The 14,329-nt window shown below is 48.3% G+C and carries 13 protein-coding genes and 1 tRNA gene; 5 read left to right on the forward strand and 9 right to left on the reverse strand.

All coding sequences use genetic code 11. From position 1 onward, the window contains the following. Positions 1-289: 289 nt before the first annotated feature. The 9 genes from WMO41_RS11535 to dnaA all read right to left on the reverse strand — a co-directional run bounded on the left by WMO41_RS11535 (position 290) and on the right by dnaA (position 10,729). A tRNA-Ser gene (locus WMO41_RS11535) sits at positions 290-377 on the reverse strand. A 96-nt stretch (positions 378-473) separates the two neighbouring features. After that, a complete protein-coding gene (locus WMO41_RS11540; protein ID WP_349229874.1) occupies positions 474-1,028 on the reverse strand; it encodes a Fe-S-containing hydro-lyase in 555 nt (184 codons plus the stop codon). A gap of 12 nt (positions 1,029-1,040) precedes the next feature. Beyond that, complete coding sequence (locus tag WMO41_RS11545; protein WP_435436259.1) at positions 1,041-1,886, reverse strand: fumarate hydratase; 846 nt, start codon at positions 1,884-1,886, stop codon at positions 1,041-1,043. Positions 1,887-2,038: 152 nt separating this feature from the next. Next, the gene (gene gyrA, locus WMO41_RS11550) at positions 2,039-4,570 is read right to left on the reverse strand and encodes a DNA gyrase subunit A (protein WP_349229875.1); all 2,532 of its coding nucleotides are present in this window, start codon (positions 4,568-4,570) and stop codon (positions 2,039-2,041) included. 76 nt (positions 4,571-4,646) lie between these two features. Further along, complete coding sequence (gene gyrB / locus WMO41_RS11555; RefSeq protein WP_349229876.1) at positions 4,647-6,560, reverse strand: DNA topoisomerase (ATP-hydrolyzing) subunit B; 1,914 nt, start codon at positions 6,558-6,560, stop codon at positions 4,647-4,649. A gap of 37 nt (positions 6,561-6,597) precedes the next feature. Continuing rightward, positions 6,598-7,683, reverse strand: a complete 1,086-nt coding sequence (recF, locus tag WMO41_RS11560; protein WP_177292219.1) for a DNA replication/repair protein RecF — start codon at positions 7,681-7,683, stop codon at positions 6,598-6,600. Then, on the reverse strand, positions 7,680-7,889 hold the full coding sequence (locus WMO41_RS11565) for an RNA-binding S4 domain-containing protein (protein ID WP_118532081.1): 210 nt from the start codon (positions 7,887-7,889) through the stop codon (positions 7,680-7,682). The genes recF and WMO41_RS11565 overlap by 4 nt, the downstream gene beginning before the upstream one ends. A 23-nt stretch (positions 7,890-7,912) precedes the next feature. Continuing rightward, positions 7,913-9,028 (reverse strand): DNA polymerase III subunit beta, encoded by a 1,116-nt coding sequence (gene dnaN, locus WMO41_RS11570; protein WP_349229877.1) that lies wholly within the window; start codon positions 9,026-9,028, stop codon positions 7,913-7,915. Between the two features lie 321 nt (positions 9,029-9,349). Then, positions 9,350-10,729 (reverse strand): chromosomal replication initiator protein DnaA, encoded by a 1,380-nt coding sequence (gene dnaA, locus WMO41_RS11575; RefSeq protein WP_349229878.1) that lies wholly within the window; start codon positions 10,727-10,729, stop codon positions 9,350-9,352. Between the two features lie 387 nt (positions 10,730-11,116). On the opposite strand from dnaA, the gene rpmH reads away from it, so the two are divergent. From rpmH to jag, 5 genes are read left to right on the forward strand one after another with little or no spacing between them, the layout of a single operon-like run. Then, a complete protein-coding gene (gene rpmH / locus WMO41_RS11580; protein ID WP_118532075.1) occupies positions 11,117-11,251 on the forward strand; it encodes a 50S ribosomal protein L34 in 135 nt (44 codons plus the stop codon). 56 nt (positions 11,252-11,307) lie between these two features. Next, entirely contained in the window at positions 11,308-11,652 is a 345-nt protein-coding gene (rnpA, locus tag WMO41_RS11585) for a ribonuclease P protein component (protein WP_177292222.1), read from the forward strand. 4 nt (positions 11,653-11,656) lie between these two features. Then, complete coding sequence (gene yidD / locus WMO41_RS11590) at positions 11,657-11,893, forward strand: membrane protein insertion efficiency factor YidD (protein ID WP_118733949.1); 237 nt, start codon at positions 11,657-11,659, stop codon at positions 11,891-11,893. 19 nt (positions 11,894-11,912) lie between these two features. After that, positions 11,913-13,220, forward strand: a complete 1,308-nt coding sequence (locus WMO41_RS11595; RefSeq protein WP_349229879.1) for a YidC/Oxa1 family membrane protein insertase — start codon at positions 11,913-11,915, stop codon at positions 13,218-13,220. 12 nt (positions 13,221-13,232) lie between these two features. Continuing rightward, on the forward strand, positions 13,233-14,303 hold the full coding sequence (jag, locus tag WMO41_RS11600) for an RNA-binding cell elongation regulator Jag/EloR (RefSeq protein ID WP_349229880.1): 1,071 nt from the start codon (positions 13,233-13,235) through the stop codon (positions 14,301-14,303). Positions 14,304-14,329: the final 26 nt, after the last annotated feature.

Here is a 14,329-nt window from a genome sequence, read left to right on the forward strand (position 1 = left end):
CCAGGACTCTTTTTTATTAGAATTTTCAGGGTTTTAAACACTGTTCAATCTTTCATTTTCAAGGTTCATGTTGTTGCTGTTCTCAGCGGCAACGTTCAATATTCTATCACATCGTTTTCGCTTTGTCAACAACTTTTTTATTTTCTTTTTGAATCTTTTCAGATTCGCTTTGCTGTTTTCAGCAGCGTGTTATATCTTACCAGATGTTCACGCGTTTGTCAACAACTTTTTTATTTTTCTTTTTAGACGCTTTGTCCTTCTGAGAAAAAAAGAATCATCTGGAATTGAGCGGAGAAAGAGGGATTTGAACCCTCGCGCCGGTTGCCCGACCTACACCCTTAGCAGGGGCGCCTCTTCGGCCTCTTGAGTATTTCTCCGAATTTCATAATTCCATATGATTTTGCGCTGTCCACTTGCGTTTTCAGACGCATAGCCTATTATATAGTACGAGTATTACTTTGTCAACCACATTTTTAATTTTTTTTCGCGTACTGCTGAATTGCGGTTTCATACAGGTTATTGCCCTCAGAATCAATCACAACAATAACCGGGAAATCTTCTACTTCCAGTCTGCGGATTGCTTCTGTTCCAAGATCGTCATAGGCAACAACCTCAGAAGAAAGAATGCGTTTGGAAAGCAGCGCGCCGGCCCCGCCTACCGCAGCAAAGTACACACAGCCATTTCTCACTACGGCATCAATGACTGCCTGGCTGCGTTTTCCTTTTCCAACCATAGCTCCCAGTCCCAGATCAATCAGTTTCGGCGCATACTTATCCATACGGCTTGCAGTAGTCGGGCCGGCGGAACCGATGGGTCTTCCCTCTCTTGCCGGGGATGGTCCCATATAATAGATAACATTGCGGTCCATTTCAATGGGAAGTGGCTGCCCTGCATCCAGTGCCTCCTGCATCCGTTTATGAGCAGCATCTCTTGCGGTATAGATGGTTCCAGTCAGGTATACATAGTCTCCCGCTCTCAGACTCTTTGCATCTTCTTTGCTGATCGGTACCTGAATTTTTCTGTCCATAGGAATCTCCTTCTATAATACACGGTGTGCGTGGCGGTTTACGTGACAGCAGATATTAATGGCTACCGGGAGTCCGGCAATATGGGTCGGGTAAGTCTCTACATTAACAGAGAGCGCTGTTACCGTGCCGCCCAGTCCGCCTGGTCCGATTCCAAGGCCATTGATCCGCTCCAGCATCTCTTTTTCCAGATCTGCTACATACGGAATATCCGAATGCTCGTTTAAGTTTCTGGTAAGGGCATGCTTTGCCATGATGGCACACTTTTCAAATGTGCCGCCGATGCCGACACCCACGACCATAGGCGGGCAGGCATTCGGACCTGCATCCTTAACCGCGGTCAGAATGGCGTTCTTAACACCCTCAATGCCATCTACAGGTTTCAGCATGAATACACGGCTCATATTCTCACTGCCAAAGCCCTTCGGCGCCAGGGTAATGTCGATCTGGTCTCCCTCCACGATTTCATAGTGAATGATAGCCGGAGTATTGTCCTTTGTGTTTTCCCTGAGAATCGGATCTTTCACAACAGACTTTCTTAAAAAGCCATCTACATAACCGTCATGGACGCCCTGGTTGATGGCATCTGTCAGGCTGCCTCCCTCGAAATGGACTTCCTGCCCAACTTTGATAAAGACCACTGCCATACCGGTATCCTGACAGATTGGGATCATATCATCTCCCGCGATCTGCAGATTTTCCTGCAGCTGGGTTAAAATCTGTTTTCCAAGAGGAGACTGTTCTTCCTCAACCGCTTTCTTCATGCGTGCTGCCATATCCTCTGACAGGAAATGGTTTGCCTCGATACACATTTCCTTAATCGCAGCCGTAACTTCTTTTACATTTACTGTTCTCAACATGTTTCCTGACCGCTCCTTTTCACAAGCATTTCTATTTCAGAAATAAAATCAGCGGACGCGCTGCTGGCGCCTCCCTCAATGTGCACAAAAAAGGGACATGGCGCCAGCTGCCAAAACAGCCGGCAGCATGTCCCCTTCGTTGCCTTTATAAATTACTGCTCATTTTGTTCCTTTGTTTCTTCCGGATGTTCCTCAGAAAGCTCCAGCTCCTCAATGCCATCTCCCTCAGACTTTTCTCCATCATCGCGTACCTTCGCAATGCTTGCCACGCGGATATCGGAATTCTGGTCGATGTTCATCAGCTTCACACCGGAGGTATTTCTTCCGATCACAGAAATATCTTCCACAGAAATACGGATCACAACGCCTTCATTGGTAATCATCATAATGTCGTGATCATCGTGTACCAGTTTTGCTCCTACGATATCTCCGGTCTTCTCAGTGATCTTATAGCAGAGCACGCCCTTACCACCGCGGTTCTGGGCTGTAAACTCCTCAATCGGTGTGCGCTTGCCCATGCCGTTCTCCGATACGATCAGAAGCTTTTCGCCCTGGGTATCCATCTGCATGCCGACAACTTCATCACCCTCATTTAACTTCATGCCAATGACACCCATGGAAACACGTCCGGTCACACGTACATCGGTTTCATGGAACCGGATGCACTGGCCCTTCTTCGTTACCAGGAAGATATCTTTGGTGTTATCCGTTGCCTTTACCTCGATCAGCTCATCATTGTCCTTCAGGACAATGGCCTGCAGGCCATTCTTACGGACATTCTCATATTCCTTCACCGGAGTCTTCTTGACCATGCCGCCACGGGTAGCCATAAACAGATAATCCGTCTCATGGTATTCCTTCACCGGAATGATCGCCGTAATCTTCTCCTCCGGCTGAAGCTGCAGGAGATTGATGATGGCGGTTCCGCGGGCTGTACGGCTGCCCTCCGGGATTGCGTATGCCTTCAGGCGGTATACACGGCCCTTGTTGGTAAAGAACATGATGTAGTTATGGGTCTTGGTTAACAGCAGATCCTCAATGTAATCCTCATCGATGGTCTGCATGCCCTTGATGCCCTTGCCGCCGCGGTTCTGGTTCTTAAAGTTGTCCACGCTCATGCGCTTGATGTAGCCGAGCTTTGTCATAGCCACAATGGTGTTCTCATTCGGGATCAGATCCTCCATGGACATATCGAACTCATCGAAACCAATGGCGGTTCTGCGGTCATCACCATATTTATCGGAGATGACAAGGATTTCTTCGCGGATGACGCCAAGCAGCTTTTTCTCATCAGCAAGGATAGCCTTTAACTCCTCGATCTTTGCCATTAACTCTTTATATTCATTTTCCAGCTTCTCGCGTTCCAGACCGGTCAGCGCACGCAGACGCATGTCTACGATAGCCTGGGACTGGGCATCGCTTAAGCCGAAGCGCTCCATCAACTGCTGCTTCGCGATCTGAACATTTTCAGAACCACGGATGATGCGGATGACCTCATCAATGTGGTCTAACGCGATCAGCAAGCCCTGTAAAATGTGAGCGCGCTCCTCTGCCTTGTTTAAGTCATATTTGGTCCGGCGGGTCACGACGTCTTCCTGATGCTGCAGGTAATATTTCAGCATCTCCAGAAGATTTAAGACCTTCGGCTCGTTGTTGACCAGGGCCAGCATGATGACACCAAAGGTATCCTGCAGCTGGGTGTGCTTTAACAACTGGTTTAAGATGACATTGGCGTTCACGTCACGGCGCAGCTCAATGACAATGCGCATGCCCTGACGGTCGGACTCATCACGCAGGTCGGTGATGCCGTCCACGCGTTTTTCCTTCACCAGCTCTGCAATCTTTTCGATCAGTCTTGCCTTATTTACCAGATATGGAAGCTCAGTTACCACAATGCGGCTCTTGCCATTTGGCAGAGTCTCGATATCGGATACCGCACGCACACGGATTTTGCCGCGGCCGGTACGGTAAGCTTCCTCAATGCCGGCCTTGCCAAGAATGGTAGCGCCAGTCGGGAAATCTGGTCCTTTTACGATTTCCAGAATTTCTTCCAGAGTGGTGTCACGGTCCTCCTCAATGCGGTTGTCGATCAGCTTTACCACAGCACCAATGACCTCACGCAGATTGTGCGGCGGGATATTGGTAGCCATGCCGACTGCGATACCGGTGGTGCCGTTTACCAGAAGGTTCGGGTATCTGGACGGAAGAACAACCGGCTCTTTCTCAGTCTCATCGAAGTTCGGGATAAAGTCTACGGTATCTTTTCCGATGTCTGCCAGCATCTCCATGGAGATCTTGCTTAAGCGGGCCTCGGTGTATCGCATGGCTGCAGCGCCATCGCCGTCCACGGAACCAAAGTTTCCATGACCGTCTACCAGCGGATAACGGGTAGACCATTCCTGCGCCATATTTACAAGAGCTCCATAAATGGAGCTGTCACCGTGCGGGTGATATTTACCCATGGTATCGCCGACGATACGCGCGCATTTTCTGTGAGGCTTATCCGGTCCGTTGTTCAGCTCGATCATCGAGTAAAGCACACGGCGCTGAACCGGCTTTAAACCATCCCGCACATCCGGCAGGGCGCGGGCCGCGATAACGCTCATGGCATAATCGATATAGGACTTTTCCATGGTGGATTTCAAGTCTATATCATGAACTTTATCAAAAATATTTGGTTCCATATTGTTCTCCTTGTTGTCTCATTCCATCAGAAAGCGCATGCTGCCACGCTTTCCTGCCGCATGTTCCCATGCTGCATCAGATATCCAGGTTCTGTACGTATTTCGCGTTGGCCTCAATGAACTCACGGCGCGGCTCAACCTGATCGCCCATTAAGGTGGTGAAGGTCAGATCCAGTTCGGATGCCACATCATCGTCCATGTTGACGCGCAGGAGGATACGGCGCTCCGGATCCATAGTAGTCTCCCAGAGCTGCTCTGCGTCCATCTCACCCAGACCTTTGTATCGCTGGATCTTATTGTTATTATCACGGCCGACTTCCTTGATGATCTGGGCCAGCTCTTCATCACTGTAGGCATACCAGATCTTCTTGTTCTTCTCCAGCTTGTATAACGGCGGCTGTGCCAGGTATACATGTCCCTGCCTGATCAGCTCCGGCATGAAGCGGTATAAGAAGGTCAGCATCAGGGTGCTGATATGCGCGCCGTCCACATCCGCATCGGTCATGATGATGATCTTGTGGTAACGCAGCTTGGAAATATCGAAATCATCGTGAATTCCGGTACCAAAGGCGGTGATCATGGCTTTGATCTCGGCGTTGGCATAGATCTTATCCAGTCTCGCCTTCTCTACGTTTAAGATTTTGCCTCGCAGCGGAAGGATGGCCTGGGTATCTCTGGAGCGGGCAGTCTTTGCAGAACCGCCTGCGGAATCTCCCTCTACGATAAAGATCTCGCATTTTTCCGGATCTTTATTAGAGCAGTCTGCCAGCTTGCCAGGAAGTGCCATGCCTTCTAAGGCAGTTTTTCTTCTGGTTAAATCGCGGGCCTTTCTTGCTGCCGCACGGGCACGCTGTGCCAGAACCGATTTCTCACAGATGGTTTTGGCTGCTGCCGGATTCTGCTCCAGGAAATAGGTAAGCTGCTCACTGACGATGCTGTTTACCGCTCCCATAGCCTCGCTGTTTCCTAACTTCTGCTTAGTCTGGCCCTCAAACTGCGGCTCTTCGATCTTGATGCTGACAATAGCGGTTAAGCCCTCACGGATATCCTCACCGCTTAAGTTCGGCTCGCTGTCCTTTAAAAGCTTATTCTTGCGGGCGTAATCGTTGATGGTCTTGGTCAGGGCATTTTTCAGACCTGCCAGATGCGTACCACCCTCCGGTGTATTGACGTTGTTAACGAAGGTATAAATATTCTCGGTATAGGAATCGTTGTGCTGCATGGCAACCTCAACAAACACACCGTCGCGGGTTCCCTCACAGTAAATGACATTGTTGTAAAGCGCTGCCTTACCCTTGTTTAAATAGGTGACAAACTCCTGGATGCCGCCCTCATAATGGAATACCTTTTCTTTTTTCTCCTCGCGCTCATCCTTTAAGGTGATCTTTAAGGCCTTGGTTAAGAACGCAGTCTCCTGAAGACGGATGCGCAGAACCTCAAAGTCATACACGGTCTCCTCAAAGATTTCCGGATCCGGAAGGAAATGAACCTCGGTTCCATGTTTGTCTGCCGGGCACTCACCGACTACTTTTAACGGGTACATGACCTTGCCCCGCTCATAGCGCTGCTGGTAAATCTTGCCGTCCTGGTAAACGCGAACCTCCAGCCAGGTGGAAAGGGCATTTACAACAGACGCGCCTACGCCATGCAGGCCGCCGGATACCTTGTATCCTCCACCGCCGAATTTGCCGCCGGCATGCAGGATGGTAAAGACAACCTCCACCGCCGGGATTCCGGCTTTTTTCTGAATGCCGACCGGAATGCCGCGTCCATCATCCAGTACTGTGATGGAATTGTCCTCATGGATGGTGACGTCAATCCGGTCACAGTAGCCAGCCAGGGCTTCATCTACTGCATTATCTACAATCTCATAAACCAGGTGATGCAGGCCCCTGGACGAAGTGCTGCCAATGTACATACCAGGTCTCTTCCGGACCGCTTCCAGCCCTTCCAGAATCTGAATCTGGTCTGCTCCGTATTCTGCACTCATGTTGTTTCCTCCTAGTCAAAAAATAAAAAATATATCATCAGTTTTCGCTGGTCACCGTTCCGTTTACAACGCAAAACAGCTTATCCATCTGAAAACGGTTGTTTACAAAATCTTCCAGTCCCGTACAGGTGATCATGGTCTGGATGTGGTCAATAGCAGACAGAAGATGATTCTGCCGCTCCCCGTCCAGCTCTGAGAGCACATCATCGAGAAGCAGGATGGGATAATCGCGCACTAGTTTCTTTACCAGCTCAATCTCCGCAAGCTTTAAGGAAAGCGCCGCGGTACGCTGCTGGCCCTGGGAACCAAACTTCCGGATGTCAATGTCACCGATATAAAATCCGATGTCATCCCGGTGCGGGCCCACAAGGGTTGTCTTCTGCTTCACATCCTGACTGCGGCTTCTCGCAAGGCCAGCCTCCAGATCTTCTGCCGCAGAGTTGGGATCGTACACGATCTTTAAGGTTTCTTTGCCGCCAGACAGTTTCCGGTGGATCTCACAGATGATCTCATTGAGCTGTCCGATAAATTCCTCCCGGAACCGGATCACTTCTTTTCCATACTGTACCAGCTGCATATCCCACACATCCAGTGTTTCCTCATACTCCGGATGGAAGAACAGCTCCTTGAGCAGTTTGTTGCGCTGCAGCAGGACCCGGTTGTAGGACACCAGGGAATGGACGTACAGCTTGTTTAACTGGCATAACTCCAGATCAATGAATTTACGCCGCTCCGCCGGACCGTTTTTGATCAGGTTTAAATCCTCCGGCGAAAAGAATACCACATTCACAATGCCAAACAATTCACTGGCCCTGCGGATGGGAATCCCGTTAATGGCCACGCCCTTGGCTTTGTTTTTCTTTAAGTGCATGTCGATGCGATAGGGCACATCGCGCTTTCGCACCGTCAGCTTGATGTGGGATTCATCGTTCTGGAAGCGGATCATCTCCCGGTCCTTGCTGCCGCGGTGGGACTTAGTGGTGCAGCAGACATAGACAGCCTCCAGAATGTTCGTCTTTCCCTGGGCATTGTTTCCGTAAAGGATATTGGTACCCGGTGAAAATTCCATATGTAGTTGGTCGTAATTCCGGTAATTCTGAAGCTCAATGGACTCTATGATCATAATGTAATCCGAATGGTCTCTCCCTGAAAGGTTACTTCATCTCCGTCGCGGAGTTTTTTGCCGCGCTGATACTCTACGTTTCCGTTTACCTTTACCAGGCCGTCCTCAATGGCGTACTTGGCATCTACGCCGGATTCGCATAAGCCGGCTGCCTTTAAAGCCTGGCCCAGCTTGATATATTCGTCTCTTAATTTAATGGTTTCCATAATTTTCCTTTCTAAACGCCGTGTTATGCCTCGTTGATAAAGTTTACAGGCAGGATCAGATAGATGTAGGTTCCCTCTTCGTCCTTGATGAAGCATGGGGACTTCGGATTCATCATATAAAGCTCCACATCCTCATCGTCGATGACGCGAAGCGCATCTAACAGGAATTTCGGGTTGAACGCGATCATGATGTCCTTGCCGGATTTGTGCGCCGGTACATTGGCATTCATGGAACCGAAGGCAGATTTCACCTTCATATTCACGTTGTTGTCTTCCACATTCATGATGATCGGCTTTCTGTCGCTGTCGCGGATCAGGATCATGGCGCGGTCAATGTTGTCCATGAAATCACGCTTGTTTAACTTCACGCGGGTCTCATAGTCACTGGAAAGCATGTGGTCAATCTTGAAATACTCTCCGTCGATCAGGCGGGAAACCACAACCGTATCGTCAAATTCGAACAAAATGTGATTTTTGCTGAAATAAATAAGAACTTCCTTCTCGTTGTCACCGGTCAGAATCTTGCTGATCTCGGAGAGGGTTTTGCCCGGTACTATAACCTTATGGTTATCATAATGTTCCTTTAACTGAATGTTGCGGATGGAGATCCGGTGTCCGTCCAGGGAAACCACCTTGAGAAAATCATCTTTTACTTCCAGAAGTTCGCCTGCCATCATCTTGTTGCTGTCATTCGGAGAGATGGAAAAAATGGTCTGACGGATCGCCTCTTTTAAGGTAAACTGGGTCAGACTGATGTGCTGGTTGCGCTCAATGTAAGGAAGATAGGAAAATTCTTCGCCGTCGCGGCCCTGAATATTGAATACTGCATTCTCACATTCGATGACGGTATTGAAACGATTGTCAGACGTAATGACTACCGGGGTGTCTCCGTCCGGTAATTTTCTGATAATTTCATAAAAAAGCTTTGCTTCCAGTGCAATTTTGCCTCGCTCCAGGACGGAACCTTCTACTTTGGTCTCAATTCCCAGCTCCATATCGTTTCCGGTGAGCTTGATTTCGCTGGCATCGGCGTCGATGAGAATGCATTCGAGGATCGACATGGTCGTTCTGGAAGGAATCGCCTTGGATACAATGTTGATTCCATTTAAGAGAGCATCTTTCTTGAATTCGAGCTTCATGTTGATAACTTCCTTTCTGTCGGTTCAGAGTCTTTTTAAAGATATATAAAATAAAATTCCGTCGTAATCGTAGTAGGGGATGTGGATTTGTGTAAAAGCCTGTTCAGCCCAGAAAATAAAAGGATTTTGGGGAGTGAATAAGGCTGTTGAAAACTCTCCTGAATCTTCTGGATGATCGGGAGGTTATCCACATGTGAAAAAATGAAGAAAATTGTCCTGAAAATCATCCACAGGCTGCCCACAGAGAATCCACCGCTTTTCCACAGAAAAATGTGAATAAGTGGGAAAGCAGGCGGCTCCATGTTTTATGTCAACCAAATGCTACTGCGGACTGATCTTTTTCTTCAGGATATCAATGGTGTTCTGGAGGGACGGATTCTTCTCCAGGTCTGCACTGATGGTCTTGATGCCGTGCAAAATGGTAGTATGGTCACGGCCGCCCAGCGCCTTGCCGATATTCTGAAGGCCGGTTTCTGTCATAGTGCGGCACAGATACATGACGATCTGGCGTGGGTAAACGATTTCCTTGCTGCGCTTCGCGGACATGATATCAAGCGGAGTAAGGTTAAAATGATCGGCAACGATCTGGATGATGAATTCCGGGGTCACTTCCTGTTTGTCACCCGGCGCAATGATATCTTTCAGTGCTTTTTCAGCCAGTTCAATGTCGATCTCACGGTTTTTCTCCAGCTTGGAAAGGGCAACGATCTTGGTGAGAGCGCCTTCCAGCTCACGGATATTGGACTTGATGTTGGTGGCAATGTACTTGATTACTTCATTATCTATATTGTAACCTTCCATTTCTTCTTTTTTGCGGAGAATTGCCATTCGGGTTTCGTAGTCCGGGGACTGGATGTCTACGGTCAGGCCCCACTCAAAACGGGAGCGCAGCCGTTCTTCCAGAGTTTCGATCTCTTTCGGCGGTTTATCGGACGAAATGATGATCTGCTTTTTGGCTTCGTGAAGCGCATTGAAGGTGTGGAAAAATTCCTCCTGGGTACTTTCCTTACCGATGATGAACTGGATATCATCGATTAGAAGGACATCGTTGTTGCGGTATTTTTCGCGGAATTCCGTGGTGGAAATGTTGTTTTTGTTACGGATCGCATCGATCAGCTCGTTGGTGAACTTCTCGGAAGTCACGTAAAGGATCTTGGCCTTCGGGTTGTTCTTTAAGATGAAGTTCGCGATGGAGTGCATCAGATGCGTTTTGCCCAGACCTACGCCTCCGTAAATAAAAAGCGGGTTGTAAATCTCACCCGGAGACTCGGCCACAGCCAGGGATGCGGCGTGGGCCAGGTTGTTGTTGGCACCGACCACGAAGGTATCGAAGGTGTACTTCGGGTTTAAGTTGGCATTCTGTAAGGTAGCCAGGCTGACGGTGTTGGTGTTGTTCTGGATGAGCTGGTTTGTGGCAGCAGGCTCCGGAACAATGTCTTCTTCCACAAGAAACTGGACGGAATCACACTTGATGCCGGTGACTTCCGCGATGGATACCATGAGCATGGTGCTGTATTTCTTCTTAATGTATCCGAGAAAATTGGCATCCGGCACGATGATCTTTACAATGTTTCCCGGCTGCTCCAGGGCATAAACTTCTAATGGAAGAAGCCAGGTGTCAAAGGAGACATCGGAGATGTCATATTCTTCTTTTAAATATTTCAGTATCTCATTCCATTTTTCTTTCAGTGTTTCTAACATTCGTTCAGTCTCCTGTATTTAATCAATCTATCCACAGGCTGTGTGGAAAAAAATGGGCCTGTTTGTGGATACGCGAAAGCACCCAATCTAGAAACATTGTATACCATAAACCGCTGATTTTCAATGAAAACCGAAAAATCTTAGCCGTTTTGTGAAAATTATCAACAGACTTATCCACAACTTGTGGATAACTTATTCACAATATCAACACCTGGTATGTGTGCAGCGTTTTGCAAACTTTGATTTTTTGTGGATTTTCCGTGTATTCTTTTTAAAGAAAAGGCTTGACGAACCCGCATGAATTCTATATAATTGAGAAGATGTTTAATTAAAATAGTCGTAATGTGTTCAATCAAATAAGCGATGTAAAGAAGGAGGTGCCGCAACATGAAGATGACTTTCCAGCCGAAGAACAGACAGAGATCCAAAGTTCATGGCTTCAGAGCTAGAATGAGTACTCCAGGTGGAAGAAAAGTATTAGCTGCAAGAAGAGCAAAGGGAAGAGCGAAATTATCCGCTTAATGAATCAAGGTCACAAGAAATTGTGGCCTTTTGTATTATAATAAGATGGTAAAGAGATGAAACGATTTCCGAGTATTAAGAAAAATTCTGATTTCCAGGCAATTTACCGCACTGCGAAATCCTATGCCAACCGACAGTTGGTCATGTATGTAAGAAAAACTGAGAAAACCCAGTCCCGGATTGGAATCTCAGTCAGTAAAAAAGTTGGAAACAGCGTGGTGAGACATCACCTGGCCCGGCTGGTGCGGGAGAGTTTCCGGCTGAACAGGGACACATTGGAAGAGGGATTAGACATCATCGTGGTAGCGCGCGCTGCCGCAAAAGACTCAGATTATAAGACAATTGAGCGTGCATTTATGCACCTGTGCGGACTGCATAACATAAAAAAAGAATCGAAGTGAGAATATGATTAACAGAATTGCAGGTTTGATCAAAAAGCTTCTTATATTAATGATACGCGGGTATCAGATTTTTTTGTCCCCGTTAAAAGTAAGAACTCACTGTATTTACACGCCTACGTGCTCCCAATACGCCATTGAGGCACTTACCAGGTACGGCGTGGTGAAAGGTTTATGGTTGTCTGTGAAGAGGATACTGCGGTGTCATCCATGGGCAGAAGGCGGTTATGATCCAGTTCCGTAACACATGAGGAGGTAGCACATTGGATTTCTTAGTATTAACGAAGGTTCATGGGGCGATTCTTGGTCCGATCTCCCAGATTCTGGGATGGATCCTGAATGTACTCGTTACGTTCACCAATTCCTTTGGTGTGCTTAACATCGGTTTATCCATTATTTTATTTACCCTGGTTGTGAAATTACTGATGTTCCCTATGACGATCAAGCAACAGAAAGCCTCCAAGCTGATGGCTGTCATGCAGCCTGAGCTTCAGGCTATTCAGGCAAAGTATAAGGGCAAAAAAGACAACGACTCCATGATGAAGATGAATGTGGAGACAAAGGCTGTCTATGAGAAATACGGCACATCCATGACCGGAGGATGTCTCCAGCTTGTGATCCAGATGCCGATCCTGTTTGCGCTGTACCGCGTGATCTATTGCATCCCGGCTTATGTGATGCCGGTAAAGGAACATTTTATGAATGTGGTTTACGCACTGACCGGAACTTCTTCCGCGTCTGCCCTGAGCGAGGGCGCTGCGGCAAATCTGCTTCAGTTTGCGACGGACCACAATATCTCGTTAACAGGCATTAACCCGATCGGGGACTTAACCGGCGTGAGCGGTGAGGCTCTGGCCAACAAGATGGTTGATATTCTCTACAAGCTGAATCCGGCTCAGTGGGGAGATCTGGCTTCCGCATTCCCGAATGCGGCAGATGTGATTTCAAACAATGCAGCTACCATCGAGAGAATGAACACTTTCTTGGGCATCAATCTGGCATCCAACCCGTTTAACGGAAGCTTTGTGCCGAACCTGGCATGGCTGATCCCGATCCTGGCAGGTCTGACCCAGTACGCCAGCACCAAGCTGATGATGGCAACCCAGCCGAAGAAGAATAATGAGGAAGATATGGGCTCCCAGATGATGCAGAGCATGAATGTAACCATGCCGCTGATGTCTGTATTTTTCTGCTTTACCTTCCCGGCAGCAATCGGTATCTACTGGGTAGCCAGCAGTACCTTCCAGTTACTGCAGCAGCTGGTTGTAAACTCTTACCTGAATAAGGTAGATATGGACGAGCTGATCCGCAAGAACGTGGAAAAGGCAAACAAGAAACGCGCGAAAAAAGGCCTTCCGCCGCAGAAGGTAAACCAGAACGCGACTGCAAGCTTAAAGCATATGCAGGCAGTTCAGGAACGGGAAGAGGCGGAGCGCGCTGAGAAGCTTGAAAAGAGCAAAAAGCAGGTGGAGGCGTCCAACAGCTATTACAATAAGGATGCGAAGCCGGGCAGTCTGGCATCCAAGGCCAACATGGTTGCCAGATACAACGAAAAACACAACAATAAATAAGGGGGTAGCACCATGGATGGAAAGATTACAATCTCTGCCAGTACATTGGACGAGGCAATCACAAAAGCATTGATTGAGCTGCAGACGACCAGTGAGCATCTTCATTATGAAGTGGTACAGAAGGAGAGCGCAGGTCTGCTTGGCATCTTTGGTAAGAAACCCTGTATCATCCGTGCTTATGTAATGAGCGAGGCGGAGGAGAAGGCAGCAGCCGAGGCGAAAAAGCTGGAGGCAAAAAAAGCCGCAGAAGCAAAGAAAGCGGAAGAGGCGAAAAAAGCCGAGGAGGCCAGAAAGGCCGCAGCGGCAGAAGCTGCTAAAAAAGCAGAGGCTGCAAAGAAAGCGGAAGCCGCAAAGGCAGCAGCTCCGGCTCCGAAAGCACCGGTTTCTGAGAAGCCGGCAGTAAAGCATGAGGCTGTGAAAGCAGCACCGGAGGCAGTCAAAGAGATTCCGGCAGAGGAAGCTCCGAAAAAAGCAGTGAAGATCAACGAGGAAGCAGTGAAAAAGGCTGCGAAGGAATTCCTGGATCAGGTATTTGGCGCTATGGGTATGCAGGTTTCCATTGAGACAGTATACAATGCCAGTGACCGGGAACTTCTGGTTTCCATGGAGGGTGACGACATGGGAATCCTCATTGGAAAGCGCGGACAGACTCTGGATTCCTTACAGTATCTGGTAAGCCTTGTGGTAAACAAGGAGACCGAAGGCTACTTAAGAGTGAAGCTTGATACCGAGAATTACCGTGAGAGAAGAAAAGAAACGCTGGAGACTCTGGCTAAGAACATTTCCTACAAGGTAAAACGGACCAAGCATCCGGTATCCTTAGAGCCGATGAATCCGTATGAGAGAAGAATTATTCACTCCGCACTTCAGAACGACAAATATGTTATGACTCGGAGTGAGGGTGAGGATCCGTTCCGTCATGTGGTAATTTCTTTAAAGAAAGAGGTTCCGGCAGGCGGAAGAAAAGAGCGTTACGGTTCCCGCCGTGATAATCGCGGAAGAAACAGAAACGCGGAGAACAAAGCGCCAAAGGCAGAGGCTGCAGCTGAAAAGAAAGAAGCAGCACCAGAAAATGAGGCGTAAAAACAGAGCTTAATGCAGCACATCAG

The organism is Ventrimonas faecis, from assembly GCF_040096075.1.
In the GTDB taxonomy this organism is placed as follows: domain Bacteria; phylum Bacillota; class Clostridia; order Lachnospirales; family Lachnospiraceae; genus Brotaphodocola; species Brotaphodocola faecis.